This window comes from Variovorax sp. OV084 (genome assembly GCF_900111625.1).
GTDB lineage: Bacteria > Pseudomonadota > Gammaproteobacteria > Burkholderiales > Burkholderiaceae_C > Variovorax.
Genome location: NZ_FOII01000013.1, coordinates 127,321 through 145,485, shown reverse-complemented (window position 1 = coordinate 145,485; position 18,165 = coordinate 127,321). Strand labels below are relative to the sequence as shown.

Annotated in this window: 10 protein-coding genes; 6 read left to right on the top strand and 4 right to left on the bottom strand. The window is 68.4% G+C overall.

Translation table 11 applies throughout. From position 1 onward, the window contains the following. The first annotated feature begins 225 nt into the window (after nt 1-225). The 6 genes from BMW87_RS35185 (at nt 226) to BMW87_RS25800 (ending at nt 13,669) form a co-directional block, all read left to right on the top strand. Nucleotides 226-4,743, top strand: coding sequence for a hypothetical protein (locus tag BMW87_RS35185; protein ID WP_256216914.1), 4,518 nt, complete (start codon nt 226-228; stop codon nt 4,741-4,743). Nucleotides 4,744-4,840: 97 nt separating this feature from the next. Next, nucleotides 4,841-5,344, top strand: coding sequence for a peptidoglycan-associated lipoprotein Pal (gene pal / locus BMW87_RS25825; protein WP_093057541.1), 504 nt, complete (start codon nt 4,841-4,843; stop codon nt 5,342-5,344). Nucleotides 5,345-5,455: 111 nt separating this feature from the next. Further along, complete coding sequence (locus tag BMW87_RS25820) at nt 5,456-8,572, top strand: glutamate ligase domain-containing protein (RefSeq protein WP_093079725.1); 3,117 nt, start codon at nt 5,456-5,458, stop codon at nt 8,570-8,572. Nucleotides 8,573-8,929: 357 nt separating this feature from the next. Continuing rightward, nucleotides 8,930-10,750 (top strand): peptidase domain-containing ABC transporter, encoded by a 1,821-nt coding sequence (locus BMW87_RS25810; protein WP_093057544.1) that lies wholly within the window; start codon nt 8,930-8,932, stop codon nt 10,748-10,750. A gap of 31 nt (nt 10,751-10,781) precedes the next feature. After that, nucleotides 10,782-12,098, top strand: a complete 1,317-nt coding sequence (locus BMW87_RS25805; RefSeq protein WP_093079720.1) for an HlyD family type I secretion periplasmic adaptor subunit — start codon at nt 10,782-10,784, stop codon at nt 12,096-12,098. Then, nucleotides 12,095-13,669, top strand: a complete 1,575-nt coding sequence (locus tag BMW87_RS25800; RefSeq protein ID WP_093079718.1) for a TolC family protein — start codon at nt 12,095-12,097, stop codon at nt 13,667-13,669. The genes BMW87_RS25805 and BMW87_RS25800 overlap by 4 nt, the downstream gene beginning before the upstream one ends. Before the next feature lie 15 nt (nt 13,670-13,684). Here BMW87_RS25800 and BMW87_RS25795 read toward each other — a convergent pair whose 3' ends face one another. From BMW87_RS25795 to BMW87_RS25780, 4 genes are read right to left on the bottom strand one after another with little or no spacing between them, the layout of a single operon-like run. Then, nucleotides 13,685-15,124 carry a sigma 54-interacting transcriptional regulator gene (locus BMW87_RS25795; RefSeq protein WP_093079715.1) on the bottom strand — a complete coding sequence of 480 codons (1,440 nt, stop codon included), beginning with the start codon at nt 15,122-15,124 and terminating at the stop codon, nt 13,685-13,687. 13 nt (nt 15,125-15,137) lie between these two features. Next, the gene (locus BMW87_RS25790) at nt 15,138-17,156 is read right to left on the bottom strand and encodes a TadG family pilus assembly protein (RefSeq protein WP_093079713.1); all 2,019 of its coding nucleotides are present in this window, start codon (nt 17,154-17,156) and stop codon (nt 15,138-15,140) included. Between the two features lie 15 nt (nt 17,157-17,171). Then, nucleotides 17,172-17,684, bottom strand: coding sequence for a TadE/TadG family type IV pilus assembly protein (locus tag BMW87_RS25785; protein WP_093079710.1), 513 nt, complete (start codon nt 17,682-17,684; stop codon nt 17,172-17,174). Further along, entirely contained in the window at nt 17,681-18,154 is a 474-nt protein-coding gene (locus BMW87_RS25780; protein WP_093079707.1) for a TadE/TadG family type IV pilus assembly protein, read from the bottom strand. Before BMW87_RS25780 ends, BMW87_RS25785 begins: the two co-directional genes overlap by 4 nt. Nucleotides 18,155-18,165 lie beyond the last annotated feature (11 nt).

The following is an 18,165-nucleotide window of genomic DNA, read 5'->3' as shown; positions in this document are numbered from 1 at the left end:
GGATGTGTCGGATGTTCCGGGTACAGGGCGTTACATCGTTACGTAACGAATCGCCAAATGACCTTCTTACGAGCTGTTTCCATACCCCGGTGGAAACCCCCGCTTAAAGAAAAATCTCCATACAAATCAACAGGTTGCATTGCCATGGACCGCTTTGGCATGGGGCGCGAAAAAAGCGGCACGCTAGTTGCCCCTTAGTAGGCATCTTTTGTCACAGAGGCTGCCATGACCGCTCAACAAGCATCGACCAATTCGACCGAAGGACTTGCCGCCGCTGGCGTCGCTCCTGTGGTCATTGCCCAGGCCACCGTCACTCCGCTGGGCGCTCCTGCCTCGCTGAGCTCGGCGGCGCCCGCCGCAGCTGCTGGCCCGTCCAGCATCGGCACATTATCGAATGCCACGCCGGGTGTCGCAGTGATGCGCGACGGTGTCAGCATTCCCGTCGATGGCAATCAGACTCTGATGGCCGGCGACCGCGTGATCGTTCCGCAAGACGGCCACGCCAATGTTCTCTTCCCCGGATCGGCCACCAACAAGGCCCCGCTGGCCGGTGTGTTCACCGGCGGCACCGACGCCACCATCGGCTCGACCAAGCTGCCGGGCGGCCTCGAACAAGTGAATGTGGATGTCGCCTCGGGCGACCTGCAAGTGACCCCGCCGGACAGCGACGCAGATGCCGCTGCCCTGGCCGTGACCAAGAAGCTCGCTGCCGGCAGCGGCATCGGGCTGGGTGAATTCGCTCTCGGCGCCCTGGGCGCCGCAGCGCTTGGCGCCGCCCTCAGCGGCGGTGGCGGCGGCAGCGACAGCGTTGTTCCGCTGCTCGTCGGCTCGGGCAATCCGACCACGCCCACCACGCCGGGCGACTCCGACGCGGATGCCGACTCGGATGCAGATGCTGACGCCGACGCGGATGCGGACGGTGATGCAGATGCAGATGCCGATGCCGACGCCGATGCCGACGCCGACGCCGACGCCGATGCCGATGCCGATGCCGACGCCGACGCCGATGCCGATGCCGATGCTGACGCCGATGCCGATGCCGATGCCGATGCTGACGCCGATGCCGATGCCGATGCCGATGCCGATGCCGATGCCGATGCCGATGCTGACGCTGATGCCGATGCCGATGCCGATGCCGATGCTGACGCCGACGCCGACGCCGACGCCGACGCCGACGCCGACGCCGACGCCGACGCCGATGCGGACGCCGACGCTGATGCCGATGCCGACGCAGACGCAGACGCAGACGCAGACGCAGACGCAGACGCAGACCACCTCCTCGATCCAGGCGACGGCGCCGTCGGTCACGTCACCGACAGCCTCGGCAATGCGCTCGGCCTTGGCGACTCGCTCACGCCGGTCAACAACGTGGTCGACGGCCTGACCGACACGCTCGACGACGTGCTCGCTCCGGTGCTCGGTAGCGAGTTCACGCCGAACGATCCCAACCAGTTCGACCCTATCGACAACACTGTCGGCAGCGTGACCGGCCTGCTGGGCGACTCCCTGAGCCCCACGCTCGACAACCTGCTGGGCGAGGGCGCCACGACCGCCATCCTCGGCACGGTGCTGGGCCAGGTCGACTACCTGACCGACGCGCTGGACAACGGCCTGACCAACCTGATCGGTGACCACGGCATCATCAGCGGCCTGACCGACGCCCTCGGCCTCGGCGGCCTCACCGACCAGCTGGTGGGCGACGACGGCCTCCTGGGCGGCGTGCTCGGCAACGTGCTCGGCGACGGCAGCCTGGTGTCAGGCCTGCTGGCTGACGATGGCCTTGTCGGTGGCCTGCTCGGCGAAGACGGCCTTGTCGGCGGCTTGCTGGGCGAAGACGGCGCCGTGGGCGGCCTGCTCGGCAATGTGCTGGGCAGCGACGGCCTCGTGGGCGGCCTGCTCGGCGACGGCGCGGTGGGCAGCCTGACCGGCGGCCTGCTGGGTGACGAGGGCCTGCTGGGTGGCCTGCTCGGCGACGGCAGCGCACTGGGCGGTGTTCTGGGCGACGACGGCCTCGTGGGCGGTCTGCTCGGCGGCGACGGCGCCCTCTCGGGTCTGCTGGGCAGCAGCGGCCTCACCGGCGAGCTGCTGGGCCACGGTGGCCTGGTCGACAGCCTGCTCGGCCAGGACGGCGCGATCTCCGGCCTCATCTCCGACAGCCCGCTGGGCGGCCTGCTCGGTGGCGAAGGCGGTCTCCTGGGCGGCGCGCTCGACGGCCTGCTCGCTGACGACGGTCTGGTCGGCGGCTTGCTGGGTGACGATGGCCTCGTCGGCGGTCTGCTCGGCGGCGATGGACTCCTGGGCGGCGTGCTGGGCGGCGACGGCCTGCTGGGCGGTGTGCTCGGCGACGACGGCCTGCTCGGCGGCGTGCTGGGCGACGATGGTCTGGTGGGTGGCCTGCTCGGTGGCGATGGCCTTCTGGGTGGCGTGCTGGGCGATGACGGTCTGGTCGGCGGCCTGCTGGGCGGCGACGGCATCGTGGGCGGCCTGCTCGGTGACGACGGTCTGGTGGGTGGTCTACTGGGCGACGATGGCCTGCTGGGCGGCGTGCTCGGCGGCGACGGCCTCGCTGGCGGCCTGCTCGGGCCGGATGGCCTGGTTGGCGGCCTGCTTGGCGAAGACGGTCCGGTCGGTGGCCTGCTGGGTGATGACGGCCTGCTTGGCGGTCTGCTCGGCGATGTGCTGGGTGGCATCGGCGGTGGCGGCACCCCGGGCACCGGCGCGGCGCTGCTCGACCCGGCCGACGGCGTGCTCGGCAACCTGGCCGACGGCCTGAACACCGGCCTGCTGGGCGGGCTCGGCCTGGGCAACGTACTCGGGCCGGTTGTCGGCGTCGCGGACGGCCTGACCGACACGGTCGACGGCCTGCTGGGCCCGGTGCTCGGCACCAGCTTCACGGAGAACGACCCCAACGTGCTCGACCCGGTCGACGGCCTCGTTGGCCAGGTTGCGGGCGGTGCCTCCGGCCTGCTGAGCCCGCTGACAGATCAACTGCTCGGCGCGAACACGACGGCCGCGTTGCTGAACGGTGTCACGGCTCAAGTCGACTACCTGACGGACGGTGTGGCCAACCTGCTGGGGGGCGATGGCCTGCTCGGCGGGGTGCTGGGTGACGACGGCCTGCTTGGCGGCGTCCTCGGCGGCGACGGCGGCCTCCTTGGCGGCGTCCTCGGCGGCGACGGCGGCCTCCTTGGCGGCGTCCTCGGCGGCGACGGCGGCCTCCTTGGCGGCGTCCTGGGTGATGACGGCCTGCTGGGCGGTGTGCTCGGCGGCGACGGTGGTCTCCTCGGCGGTGTCCTGGGTGACGACGGCCTGCTGGGCGGTGTGCTCGGCGGCGATGGCGGCCTCCTTGGCGGTGTCCTGGGTGACGACGGTCTGCTGGGCGGTGTGCTCGGCGGCGACGGCGGCCTGCTCGGTGGCGTCCTGGGTGACGACGGCTTGCTGGGCGGCGTACTCGGCGGCGACGGCGGCCTCCTTGGCGGTGTCCTGGGTGACGATGGCCTGCTGGGCGGTGTGCTCGGCGGCGACGGTGGCCTCCTTGGCGGTGTCCTGGGTGACGACGGCCTGCTGGGCGGTGTGCTCGGCGGCGACGGTGGCCTCCTTGGCGGTGTCCTGGGTGACGACGGCCTGCTGGGCGGCGTACTCGGCGGCGACGGCGGCCTCCTTGGCGGTGTCCTGGGTGACGACGGTCTGCTGGGCGGCGTGCTCGGCGGCGACGGTGGTCTCCTCGGTGGTGTCCTGGGCGATGACGGTCTGCTGGGTGGTGTGCTCGGCGGCGACGGCGGTCTCCTCGGTGGCGTCTTGGGCGACGACGGCCTGCTGGGTGGCGTACTCGGCGGCGTGACCGGTGGCGACGGCGGCCTGCTCGGCGGCATCCTCGGTGACGACGGTCTGCTGGGTGGCGTACTCGGCGGCGTGACCGGTGGCGACGGCGGCCTGCTCGGCGGCATCCTCGGTGACGACGGTCTGCTGGGCGGCGTACTCGGCGGTGTGACCGGTGGCGACGGTGGCCTGCTCGGCGGCATCCTCGGTGACGACGGCTTGCTGGGTGGCGTACTCGGCGGTGTGACCGGTGGCGACGGTGGCCTGCTCGGCGGCATCCTCGGTGACGACGGCTTGCTGGGTGGCGTACTCGGCGGTGTGACCGGTGGCGACGGCGGCGTGCTCGGCGGCATCCTCGGTGACGACGGCCTGCTGGGCGGCGTACTCGGCGGTGTGACCGGTGGCGACACCGGTGGCCTGCTCGGCGGCATCCTCGGCGACGACGGCCTGGTGGGTGGCCTGCTTGGCGGCGTGACCGGTGGCGACGCCGGTGGCCTGCTCGGCGGTGTGCTCGGCAACGACGGCCTGGTAGGCGGTCTGCTCGGCAACGACGGCCTCGTCGGCAGCCTCCTGGGTCAGGACGGTCTGGTGGGTGGCCTGCTCGGCGGCCTGACCGGCACCGACAGCCCGGTGGCCAACATCCTGCAGCCGGTGACCTCGGTCGCCAGCGGCCTGACCGACACCGTGGCCCCGATCGTCTCGAACGCGACGAGCGCGGTGCACGACGTGACGGCTCCGGTGACCGACATCCTGGCCGGTGCCACGACGGCCACCGCTCCGGTGGCAGACGCCGTCAGCAGCGTGGTGAACGGTGTCGAACATGCAGTCACCCCGCTGGTGACCGATGTCGTGACCCCGATCACCAGCCTGGTCGAGCACGCCGCGTCGCCCGTGACGAACATCCTTCATGGTCTGCTGGGCTGATCACTAAAAGACAAAGAAGGAAGAGGGGCGAGGGAGCTAGTAGCTGCTGCAGCACCAGGGACAGGCCACCACCGGCCTGTCCCTCGAAAGGACCGATATGAAAAAGAATTTCCGCACACTGACCATCGTCGCCCTCGGCGCAGCCCTCGTGGGTTGCGCGGCCCCGAAAGCGGGCCGCGACGATGCAACGTACTACTACTCGAACAAGGCCGCCACCGCGGTGCCGAAGGTGGAGCCGGCACCGCCGCCGCCGCCGCAGAACGGACCGGTCGGCGTGCCGAAGATCGTCTACTTCGACTTCGACAAATACAACATCAGGCCGGGCGATCGCAACATCGTCGAGGCGCATGCGAGCTTCCTGCGCAACCGGCCGGCGAGCCGGGTCGTGATCGAAGGCCACACCGACCAGCGCGGCGGCCGCGAGTACAACCTCGCGCTGGGCCAGCGCCGTGCCGATTCGGTACAGCGCACGCTCACGCAGCTCGGCGTACCCGCCGAGCGCATCGAAGCCATCAGCTGGGGCCTGGAAAAACCAGCGTCGCTCGAAACCACCGAGGAGGGCTATCAGCTCAATCGCCGAGCCGAATTCAGCTACCGCTGAACCGGATCACCGCGATGACTTCGACGACGGCGGTTTCCGGCCCACGCACACGTCATCAAAGCGAGAGCAGATGACGGGCGCGGCCGGTCTCCCGCATTCGTCCGGAGCCGAATGATGTCCTTCCCAGACCAGCTCCACGCCTGCCACGAACGCCTGGTGTCGGTGTGCGCGGCGCTGCCTGCCCCGTACCCGGCGTTCACGCTGTTCTTCTCCGTGAGCGATGGCTCGCAGCGCGCACACGTCGTGCACGCGCGGGCCGCCGATTTCGAGACCGCCTGGCGCGAAGGCGCCGAGCATGCCGAGCGCTGGGTGCGCGAGCGCGGCATCGTGTCGCCGTGGCTGCGCATCGACTGGGTCGAGGGCGCGAGCCCGATGGACTGGGCCCAGTTCAAGACACAGCTCACCGCCGTCAAGCGCAACTACTTCCGCCTCGGCCTGGCCTTCGACAAAGACTTCGCGCTGGCCTTCACCGAGCAGGAGCTCAACGCCAACGCCATGCTGTGCGGCGATTCGACCATTCCGCATTCGGTGGTGAACGCGCGCAACTTCGAGGTCTACGGCCAGGCGCGTTTCCAGAGTTCGCCGCCGCTGGACATGCCCTCGGACCAGCCGGTCTACCTGCTCGCCACGGTGGGCGTGTTCTGCCAGCCCGACGGGGTGGTGCACAAGCTGGTGGGCACGGGGCTCGACGCGGGCCGCCGCCAGCTGCCGGCACTCAACCCGCAGTCGGTGCTCGACCTCGTGCGCAGCGGCTCGTCGTACCTGGCGCGCCAGGTGCAGAGCGACGGCCTCTTCGTGTACGGCTACTTTCCGTGCTTCGACCGCCGCATTCCGACCTACGACGCGATGCGCCATGCAAGCGCGCTCTACGCAATGATCGAAGCGTGGGAGCTCACGCGCGACGAAACGCTGCGCGCGGCCATCGACCGCTCGCTCGACCATCTCACGAGCTCGCTGATCCGCGACTACACGCTGGTGGACGGGCGCGCGGTGGCGTTCCTGGTAGACACCGGCGGCGAGATCAAGCTCGGCGGCAACGCGGCTTGCGTGCTCGCGCTGGTGAAGTACTGCGAGCTGACGGACACGCGCCGCTGGCTGCCGCTGCTGGAAAAGCTCGCGCTCGGCATCGCCTCGCTGCAAGACCCGTCCACCGGCCGCTTCAACCACGTGCTGCATGCGGCCGACCTCACGGTCAAGCAGGCCTCGCGCATCATTTACTACGACGGCGAAGCGGCCTACGGCCTCATGCGCCTGTATGCCCTCACGCGCGACCCGCAATGGCTGGCCGTGGTCGAGAAGGCGTTCGATCATTTCATCTCCAGCCAGCACTGGCAGGCGCACGACCACTGGCTCAGCTGCTGCGTGTACGAGCTCACGCACTGGAGCCCGCAGGAGAAGTACTTTCGCTTCGGCCTGCAGAACGTGGCGGGGTATCTGGACTTCGTGCTCGACCGGAAGACCACCTTCCCGACGCTGCTCGAACTCATGCTGGCCGCGCAGCAGATGCTCCAGCGGCTCGAGGGCATGCCCGCGATGCGGCACCTGCTCGACGAGCTCGACGTCGAGAAGTTCTACCGTGCGCTCGACTACCGCGCGCACTACCTGCTCAACGGCTTCTTCTGGCCCGAGATGGCGATGTACTTCCGCCGGCCTTCCACCGTCGTCGGCTCGTTCTTCATCCGCCATCACTCGTTCCGCGTGCGCATCGACGACGTCGAGCAGTACGTGTCGGGCTTCGTCGCCTATCACCGTTACCTGGTGGAGCGGCGCGCCTCGCCCGGAGCGGCCGGCACTGGCGGCGGCGGCAGCACCGGCGTGGGCGGCGCGCGCGACGACGGCGCCGTCTGGACCGCGAGCGAGATGGCACGCGTCACCGGCGGCGAATGGGTCGTCAAGCCCGAAGACGGCTGGCGCGCCACCGGCGTGGCGCAGCGCTCTTTCATGCGCAAGGGCCGCGTGGTGTTCGACCACCAGACGCGGCCGTCGAAGACACCACTGGCGGCCGTCACGCTCAAGGGCGTGCTGCAACCGGCCGCGGCCGTGCTGTGCACCGACCCCAAGCCGCACCTCGACAAGCGCGTGCCCGTGCTCAAGGTGTCGAACGTGCTGCAGGCCGTACTGGAGCTGGGCGACCATGCGCGCGCCGAGTTCACCGGCCGCGTGTGCGGCGTGCTCGGCAGCGGCGCGACGAACGGCGCGGCAAGCGGCACCGTTGCCGCCATGCTGGCCGGCGCGCTCACCGTGTGGGGCGAGGTCGGCCAGCCCGAGGGCAACGTCAGCCTGCCATCGGGCATCGCCTGGAACATGACCTGCATGCCGCGGCACGCGGCCTACTGGGTGCTGGAGATGGGCACCTCGCACATGCCGGCGTCGGCGCAGCTGGTGCGGCCTTCGCTGGTGGTGGTGACGGGGCTGTCGGCTGCGTCGCAGAAACACCGCGGCCCGTCGGAGGCCGCAGCGCGGCTCGACAGCCGGATCTTCCAGGCCATGGCCCCGGGCGACAGCGTGGTGCTCAACCGCGACATGCCCGAGTTCGCGACCTTTGCCGAAGCGGCGATGGCGCAGCAATTGCAGATCGTGACCTGCGGCGAGCACAAGGACGCCGATGTGCGCCTGCTCGCCTTCGACCACGGCGAAGTGCAGGCGATGGTGGCGGGCGAGCCCTTTCAGCTGCGGCTCAATGCGCCGGGGCGCCACATGGGCGCGAGCGCCATCGCCGCGCTCGCGGCCCTGCAGGCCATGCGCCTGCCGCTGGCGGCCGCGGTCGAGCCCTTCGCGCACTTCGAGCCGCCGGGCGGCCGTGGCGCACTGCACACCATTCACATCGGCGGCGGCAGCTTCAAGCTGATCGACGAGACCTACGACGCCAACCCGAGCTCGATGCGCGCGGCGCTGGAGCTGCTGTCGCAGGCGCCCTGCGAGCCGTCGCGCCGCGTGGCGATCCTCGGCGACATGCAGGAGCTCGGCCCCGCCGCGCAACGCCACCACCTCGACCTCGAAGCCGAGCTGCTGGCCTCCCAGCCCGACCGCGTGCTGCTGTGCGGCCCGCTGATGCGGGCACTGCACACGCGCATTCGCACCAAGGTGCGCTCGCACTGGTTCGTCGACGTGTCCGATCTGTCGACCGCGCTCGGCAGCCTGCTGCAGCCCGGCGACTGGGTGCTGGCGAAGAGTTCGGCGGGCGTCGGCCTGTCCCGGTTGGCCCGGGTTTTGAAAGCACTGCCATGAGATGGAACGTACTTGCGAATTCGCCCTTCGAACATGAGGCGCCGCTGCGTCGGCAGCCGTTGCGCCGCTGGTGGCTGGGCTGGCTGCAACTGCTGTGCGCATGGGTGCTTTGCATGCTGCTGTGCGCCAACATCGCATTGGTGTTCGCAGAGGGTTTGCCCCAATCAAACAGGGAGGCCAAAGCAGGGAGTCCGGCCGGTTGCGCGGTCAAGGGAAGCGCCGCGCAACCGGAGCCGGTTCATGGGAGGCGAAAGCTGTCGTGTTGATGTGCACGGCGAGTGAATTTTTGCCTTGTAACAGCCGGGTAACAGTTGATAATGACGCAGGCGTCATTGCACGACGGATCGGCTCTTTCCCATGATCAAGTTCCTCTTGCCCAGTCAATTGGTTGCCGACACGCCAGACGAACCTGGCGCCAGTCCCTATGCGGGCGCCTTGAACGCCGCATTCCGAGCGGCCTATCCGCTGGTGAAGAGCGCGGCATGGCGCTCGCTACCCATCAGCCTGTTCGGGCTGCTGCCTTCGATCTTCCTGCTGCAGGTGTATGACCGCGTGCTCTCGCGCAGCGGCACCTCGACGCTTGCCGCGCTGGTCAGCGGCATTCTGTTTTTCCTGTGCATCGAGTTCTGGCTGCGCACGCGCCGCTCGCGGCTGCTGCGCAATGCGGGCGCCATCATCGACCACGGTGTGTCGGGCGCGCTGCTGAACTCGATGCTGGGCCGCCCGCTGCGCGCGCTCGAAGCACGGCCTGCTTCTGTGTGGCACCTGTACTTTCGCGACGTGGCTTCGGTGCGCGGCACCGTCACCGGCGGGCTCGCGCAATCGATCTTCGACCTGCCGATGGCCATCTTCGCGCTCATCGTCATCGGCATCGTCGCGCTGCCGGTGTTGCCGGTGGTGGCGCTGTTCCTGGCCATCATGTCTTTCCTCGCGTGGTGGTGGGCCGACGAAGTGCGCTCCGGCCGCGTCGAGGAAGTGCAGCGCGGCCGTGGCCTTGAGCGCGTCACGGCCGAGATCTGCAACGCGCGCGAAACCCTCAAGGCCCAGGCCAACGACGCGCCGACCATCGAGATGTGGCGCAAGACCTACAACTCATGGCTCACCGAGAGCTTCAGCAAGAACGGCCAGATCGAAACCGCGCGCGACGGCACCACCGTGCTGCTCACCGTGTTCTCGGTGGTCGTGGTGACCGTGGGCGCGGTCTCGGTGATGGAGCAGTGGATGACGGTGGGCGGCCTCGTCGCATCGAACATGCTGGCGCTGAAGGCGCTGCAGCCGGTGGCGGGGCTGGTGTCGAACTGGCGCTCGCTGGCCACCGCGAAGGAAGCCGCCAAGCGGCTCGAAACCGTTCTGCGCGAACCGGTCGAGAAGCCGCCCACGGGCATGACGCTGCCGCAGCCGCTGGGCCGCATCACCCTGAAAGACGTGAGCTTCAGCTTCACCGAAACGGCGCAGCAGCCGGTGCTGGAAAACGTCGACCTCGACATCGGCCCGGGCGGGCTGCACGTGATCGTCGGGCGCAACGGCGCGGGCAAGTCCACGCTGGTGAAGCTGCTGTCGGGCCTGTACACGCCCACGCGCGGCATCGTCAGCATTGGCGAGTACGACCTCTCGCAGTTCGGCCGCGAAGAGCTGTCGCACTGGATCAGCTATCTCTCGCAGGAGGTCTACTGGTTCGGCGGCTCGCTCATCGACGTGATGCGCCGCACGGCCCCGGGCCAGAGCGACGAGCAGATCGTTGCGGCCTGCAAGCTCTCGGGCGCGCACGACTTCATCTCGCGGCTGCCCGACGGCTACCGCACCATGGTCGGCGAAGGCGGCACCGGCGTGTCGGTGGGCGAGCGGCGCAAGCTGGCGCTGGCCATGAGCTTTCTGCGCAAGCCCTCGGTGCTGGTGCTTGACGAGCCCAGCAACGACCTCGACTTCCAGAGCGAGCGCAACCTGCTCGCCACGCTGCTCGCGGTGGCCAAGGTGCGCACCGTGGTGGTGGTCACGCATTCGCTGCGCATCGTCTCCGCCGCCAGCGTGGTCTACCACGTCACGGGGCTGGGCAATGTGGAGCAGGGCACGGCTGCGCTGATGGTGCCTAAGCTGTTCGGCGTGAAGAAACCGCTGGTCGCGCTGGGCGATGCGGAAGACGGTGCAGCGGGGGCCACGGCCTCCCGCTCGATGGCGTGATGCGCGAATGACGAGTGACCGGGGACGCGACTTGAAATCAGATTTGCCGCAGATTCTTCAGGACGAGAACGACAAGCGCGCGGCCCAGACCTCGCCGCAGGGGCGGCGGCGCCAGTGGATCATCGGCGGCGCGATCGGCGTGCTGGCCCTGGTGGGCCTTGGCTTCCCGATGGAGACCGTGGTGGTCGCGCCCGGCCGCGTGATCCCTTCTGACCGCGTCAAGTCGATCCAGCATTTGGAAGGCGGCATCGTCAGCAACGTGCTGGTGAAGGAAGGCGACAAGGTCAAGCAGGGGCAGTCGCTGGTCGAGATCGACCTGGGCGGCAGCGGCCTCAACCTCGAAGAACTCACTGCCCGCTATGCCGCCACGCAGGCCACCCGCGTGCGCCTCATCGCCGAGAGCCGCGGCCAGCCGCTCAAGCGCGAATCTTTTGCCACCGACATCGATGAGGCCGTGTTCGAAGGCGAGACCGGCGCCTACCAGGCGCGCGCGCTCGAACAGCGCGGCGTGATGGCCGGCGCCGTGTCGGGCCTGGAGCAGGCGCGCAGCAAGCAGCTGGAGCAGCAGGCCAAGGTCAAGGGCTTGAGCGACCGGTTGGTGCTGGCGCAAAAGGAACTCGAAATTTCCGAACAACTGCTCAGCGAGAAGCTGGTCGGCCAGGTCGAGGTGCTGGAGAAGCGGCGCCAGGCCGAGAGCGCGCGCAGCGAACTCGCGGTGGCGCGCCAGGGCGTGATTTCAGCCAACGCGTCCATCACCGAGGCGCAGGCCAAGATGGCCGAGGCCGAAGGGCGCTTTCGCCGCCGCGCATCGGATGAACTGGCCACGGTCGAGCGCCAGTTCGCCAGCCTGAGTGAAGACCTGGCGCGTGCCCGCACCCAGCGTTCGCGCACGGTGGTGAAGGCGCCGTCGGACGGCATCGTCAAGGGCCTGCGCAACTCCAGCCCGGGCTGGGTGGTGAAGCCCGGCGAGTCGATTCTCGAAGTGGTGCCCGACGAGGACGAGATCATGGTCGAGGCGCGGCTCAATCCCAACGACCGCGGCTTCATCGAAGTGGGCCAGCAGGCGCGCGTGAAGATCACCGCCTACGACTACCTGCGCTACGGCGCGGTCGACGGCAAGGTCAAGCTGGTGGCGGCCGATGCCGACCGCGACCCGGCCATTTCCAGCGGTGCGCCGTACTACCGGCTGCTCATCAGCATGTCTCAGTCCCACGTGGGGCGCGACGAGAACCGCATTACCGCCGGCATGGAGTCCGAAGTGGACTTGCGTGTGGGCACCGACCCGTTCATCTGGTACATCCTGCGACCTGTGCTCAAGCTGCGGCGCGAAGCCTTCCGCGAACCATGAAGTACCGCAAACCGGTCGACCTGCGCCGCATGGGCTCCGGCGCTGTCTGCGCAGCGTTGTGCGCGAGCTTCGCGCTGCCGCCCGCTGCCTTTGCGCAGGAGCAACAACAACAGCAGCAGGAGGCAGGTGCCACGCTCATGCTCGCGCGCCGCCTGTCCCCGCCGTCGCTCGGCGCCGCGAGCTACACCCAGCAGGTGAAGCAGGCCCTGATAACGCTGTCGCAGGAATACCCGGAAGTGCAGACCGCGCAGGCGGCAGCCAACACCAGCAGCTACAGCGTGGATGCGGCCAAGCAGGCGCGCTACCCGCGCTTCAAGCTCGGCACTTCGTCCGGCAACTACAACAGCGGCGCGGAAAACGCCAAGACCCAAAGCTACACCGTGCTCACCGCCGAGGCGCGCATGAGCCTGATCGACGGCGGCGCCATGAGCGCCGCGCAGCGCGCCGCCGAAGCGGGCAACCAGGCGGACGACGAAGCCGTCATCACCACCTCGCAGAAGGTGGTGCTGGACGCGCTCACCGCCTACCTGCAGGTGCAGCGCTTCGACCTCAAGAAGCAGATCGCGCACAAGGCCACCGAAGTGGTGGCCGAAATCTCCAAGGCCGAGGCCCGCCGCGTGGCGCTGGGCGTGAGCGGTGACAACGACCTGAACATGGCGGCCTCGCGACGCGCGCTGGTGGCCGCGCGTGAGTCCGACTTCGAGGCGCAGCGCGACGAGGCGCTCGCCAAGTTCCGCAACTACTTCAAGTTCTCGCCCAATCCCGAGTCGCTGCCCGTGCTTGCAGCACCGACTCAATGGCGCATCGGCTCGCAGGAAGAGGCGCTGCGCCGTGCAGAGTCGCGCAGCACTGAAATTGCAGAGGCGCAGGGCCGCATCGACCGCGCCAAGGCGCTGGCCGACCAGCAGGACGCGAGCCTCTACCCGTCGCTCGACGCCGTGCTCGTGAAGAGCAAAGACCCGCGCGGCGTGTCGCCGCAAGACCCGACGCGCGCGGCCGTCGAACTCAACTGGAACTTCGGCAACGGCTTCGACCGGCAGCTGCGCCTGAAGTCGGCGCTGGCCGAAGTCGCCAACCAGGAGGCCAAGCTCGAAGGCGTGAAGCTCAACCTGTTCGAGCTCACGTCGGCATCGTGGTCGCGCACCGTCTCCGGCCGCGAGCGCGAGAAGCAACTGATGGAAGCCGTCAGCACCGCCGGCCAGGCCTTCCGTGGTCGCCGCCGCCTGATGGAGTTCGGCCGCGAGACCCTGCCCAAGGTGCTCGACGCGCAGCTCGACTACTACACGCTGCTGTTCGACTACGTCGATGGCGTGTTCGACCTGCGCATCTCCGAACTGCGCCTGGCGCGCACCACCGGCGAACTGCGCATCGACCCGGTGGGCACCAACGGCTGGATCGACCGCCTCTTCGGCGCGCCCAGCCGCCAGGTGCTGACGGAAGACGGCCTGCTGGCAAAGCTCTGTATCTCGAGCAACACGGCCTGCGCGAGCGAGCCTGTGGCCGAGCGCAGCGTGGACGCGGCTGGAGCGAACCCGCCGCTGCGCAGGACCCCGCGCCTTTCGACGCCCTGAGGCCGCTGTCGCCGGTCAGGCGTCTTCGGGGATGCCCGGCTCGCCGTCGAGGATCTGGTACTTGCGCATCTTCTCCCACAGCACCTTGCGGCTGATGCCCAGGTGCTGCGCGGTGTCCTGGCGCTTCCAGTCGTTGATCTCCAGCGCCGCGATGATGCGGTTGCGCTCGCTGCTGTTCCAGCCCTTGCGGTCGGCGCTGCCATCGAGCGAGCTGCCATTGCCGTTGCTGCTGCCGCCGCCCATGCCATTGCGGTCGGCGAAGATCGCCGGCGCGGGCGTGCCGCGCGTGAGCGCGATGGCGCGCTGGATCAGGTTCTGGTCCCAGGCGTGCAGTTGTCGCGCGATCACGCCCACGCGCTCCGCGAGATTGCGCAGCTGCCGCACGTTGCCCGGAAAGTAAGTCTCGGCCACCGCGTCGCTGAGCCAGTGCGGCGTTTCGCCGAGCGTTTCGAGCTCGTCGCCCAGCACGTTGGTCAGCAGCGCCTTGAAGATCGCGATCTTGTCGACCTCGCCGCGCTCTTCGAGACTGGGCACGTGCAGCTCGATCACAGCGAGCCGGTAGAACAGGTCGGCGCGAAACTCGCCGCTCGCCACCATCTCGCGCAGGTTGCGGTTGGTGGCGGCCACCAGCCGGAAGTCGACGCGCACCGGCGCCGTCGCGCCCAGCCGCGTGACCGCACTGTCTTCCAGCACGCGCAGCAGCTTCACTTGTTGGTAGCGCGGCAGGTCGCCGATTTCATCGAGGAACAGCGTGCCGCCCGTGGCCTGCTCGAAGTAGCCGCGATGCGCATGCACCGCGCCCGTGAAAGACCCCTTGGTGTGGCCGAAGAACAGCGACTCGAAAAGCCCGTCGGGAATCGCGCCGCAGTTCACCGCCACGAACGCGCCCTTGCTGTAGTGCTGGTGCCCCAGGTGCAGCTGCTGCGCGATGCGCTCCTTGCCCACGCCCGTTTCGCCGCGCACCAGCACGCTGTGGTCGCAGTCGGCAAAGGCGCCCACCTCGGCCAGCAGCGCCTTCATCGCTTCGGAGTGCGCCACCAGCACATCGGGCGGCTGCGGCGCAACCTCGCGCGCGCGCAACTGCCGCACCAGCTTCGCGACCATCGTGCGCAGCTCCGCGCAGGTGAAGTCGTACGGCAGCACGTGCAGATATTCGGGCGGATAAGTGCGCGAATCGCGCTCGCGCGAACCCGCCGCAACCCAGATCACCGGCATGCCCTGCAGCAGCTCGGTGGCATGCGCCAGCCCGCCGCTGTCGATGACCGTGACGCTGATGATCGCCACCGAGGGACGCAGCGCGGCACCGCGATCCTGCGGCGGAGGCGGCAGGCCATCGGCCCGGATCACCTCCACGTCGAAGCTCGCCATGCACCGCGCGATGCGGTCGAGGATGTCGGCTTTGCCTTCCCAGACAAAGAGGTCGAGTTCGTCGAAGTTGGAGGCGGGGGAATTCATCGGAGGGGGAGCGTCAATACACAAGCATGGGCAGGCCCTTGCAGTCGAGCGACTTCAGGTTCACGTCGATCTGGCCGAGGTTGATGCCTAGTACGTTTGTCAGGAGGGGGGTGAGGACCGAAGCGCCGATGGTGTCGAGCAGGGGTTTGAGCAGGCCGGTCAGGACGGAAAGCGCATTGGAGACGGCGACGCCGGCGCTATTGGTGGTGCTCGACAGGGTGGCTCTGATCATGTTTTTGCAGCCCGTTTCGCTGCCGCCCAGTCCGAGCAGGCCAGTGCATTGATTCAGCACGCCCGTCAGAAGATCCGTCACGCCGTTCAAGACGCCGGTCAGCAAGCCGCTCTGTCCCGCGTTCTGGCGAATGGTGTTGATGACGCTCGCGTACCGTTGACCCCAGCAGCCTGAGTTGCTCTGCGTGCATATGCTGGAGGTGTTGTCCCAGAGCTGACTCGTCAGGCTGTCCAGCTGCGCGCTGGTGGGCGTTCCAGCGGGCGGAGTCTGAGTGCCGAGGAGCACCTGCGTCAGCGCAGCCACAAGATCTGACACTAGCGTTCCCAGCTGCAGTTCGTTGACCGATGTCGTTCCGGTCTCTCCTTCGGCGAGGGTCAGTTGAGATAGAGGACCGGCCAGTGCATCAAGCTTCACGAAGTTATTCACCTTCAGCAAACCCAGCACGTTGACCAACTCCATCGAACTCAAACTTGTTTGGCAAACCTCCGACTTCGAGAAAAGATCCGTCGTTGCAATCTGCCCTACGCACACATTCGCGATGCTGCTGGTCACCTGGAACTTCGCGCGGTCCTTGCCGCTCACCGGATCCTGGAGCGCGGGCGTGCACATGTCGATCAGCGTGCCGATGCCCCTCACCGCGTCGACCACGATTGGCAAGTCGATCTTGATCAATGCACCGAGCAGGCCGCCCGTCGTCAGGTGGATGAAACTGCGGACCTGTGCGTTGTAAGCCTTGGCACCGATGCCGCCGATGGCCACGGACGGCGGTTCGATCACCGCCACCTTCGCCGTTGCCGTGACCAGCCCCAACAGATTGATGTTGAGCCCCGTATCGACGGCATGCTGCGAGGTCGCCACGCCGATCGAGGAGTAGAGCAGGTCCAGCGCGCCCACACCCACGTTCAACGCTCCGCTTCCGCTGCCGCCCGGCGAGACGATCTCCGCGAACAGGCCGCGGGGACCACCGGCGACGGAGCCTAGCTGCACCATGAGGTTGGTGATCCCGAGCTTGGCCTGGATGGCCTGGAGCAATGCGATGTTGCTGCTCAGCAGGCTGTTCTGGCCCGCCAGTGTCACGATGGCATTGAGCAGGTCGCCCAGCGCCACGGAGCGGCCCGCGAGCAGCGTGTTCAGTTCGCCGACGCCGATGTCGGCGGAGACCGGGATGCCCAATGCGGCCAGCAGCCCGCCCGGCGTGATCTTGGCCTGGGCGAGACCGTCGTAAGTCACCAGGGACGTGCCCGACAGGTCGAGCCCGATGCCCTTGAGCAGCCGCCCCAGCGTCGAGTCGCCGCTGACGGTGATGAGCTTGCTGCCCACGGAGAACTCGGCGAGCGGCGCGCTGAGTGCTGCCACGGCGCTGACGCTGATGAGCCGGTTGCCCGTGAAGAACGACAGCAGCGTGGGTGAAGCCTTCTGGAAGGCCACGCGCACTGCATTGGCCGGGCCCGTGACGGCGGGCGTCTGGAAGCTCGTGTCCTTGTCCCAGTAGCCGCACTGGACCTCGCCCGCGGCCAGCGTGAGGCCGGCGGGCATGTTGGCGGGCGCGCCGCCCGAGGCGCCGTTTGCGTTCAGCTGCGCTGCCGCGATCGCAACGGCGCAGCCGCCGCGGATCTGCTGTGCTCCAGCCAGGGCGGCAAGGTCCGCCGTCTTCTGGAACTCCCGCTTCATGAAGTACATGAAGCCGATCTCGGTGCCGATCAGCGTGATGACGATCAGGCTCAACGCGATGGCCGTGTTGATCAGGATCGACCCGCGGGATCGCGTGCGGCGAGAGGGGCTCCGGATTGCAGCGTTCATGTTGGCGGCGCGCCCTCAGGACGACCGAAGCGCGGCGGTCGTCCGGCTTCGCAGTTGGTCGGGCATCCACTGGCTGGTGTCAAGCAGTGGCATCGTGGGCAACAGCCGGTTCGCGCTGTATGGATAGCTCACGGTGACGACGTAGCGGATGTAGGCCCCGGGGCTGCTCGGGTCGCTGCGGCTCACGTCCACAGTGACGTTGGAGACGATCCAGCTGCGCCGGGTCGTCACGCTGGTGTTGGCCGACACCGGCACCACGAGCGAGTTGGCCAGCGAGTCGTACACGGCGTCCTTGACCCGCTGGTCGGCCGCCGTCGGCGCCGGCGTCAGCAGGCCAACGGCCCGTGCGCCTTCCTCGGATGCCCGCGTGACCGATTGCTGCGTGTAGAGCACCGCCCCGAAGGTCGCGAGCGCGTACAGCACGCTGAACAGCACAACGAAGATCAGCGCGAACTCGATGGCGGCCACGCCGCGCTGCCGGCCGCGCGTGGCTGCGCTCCTGTTGCCATCCGCGCGTCGGATGCTCATGGCGCTCTCCCATCGAGGAGCATGCTGGCCTTGCCGACGATCTGGTCGGGCATGGCGAAGCTCGGGAACGGCGGCAGCAGGAGTTGCAGGTTGCTGGCCGTGACGGTCACGACCATCTGGCAACGGGTGTCCCAGGTGGCGCCGCAGGTGGGGGCGGTGCAGTTGTTGGAGACCACCCCGCACACGGTGGCGCTGACGCTGCGCGTCACGACGGCCGGCATCCAGTTGCTGCTCAGCGTTGCTGTGGTCTGGGCCTGGGTGGCGCGTGCCGGCAGGGTGGGCTGATAGCGCAGCGCTGCGCGCGCGCCGTCCTCCGCCGCGTTCTGCAGCCCAAGGCGAAAGGCGAACAGCATGCCGTAGCTGATGATTCCGTAGAGCAGCGCGAAGAAAATCAGGAACACCATGGCGAACTCGACCGCGTACGCGCCACGCTGGGCGTGCGCTCGGGTGCGGGGATGTGGTGTTTTCATGGCGATGCGCG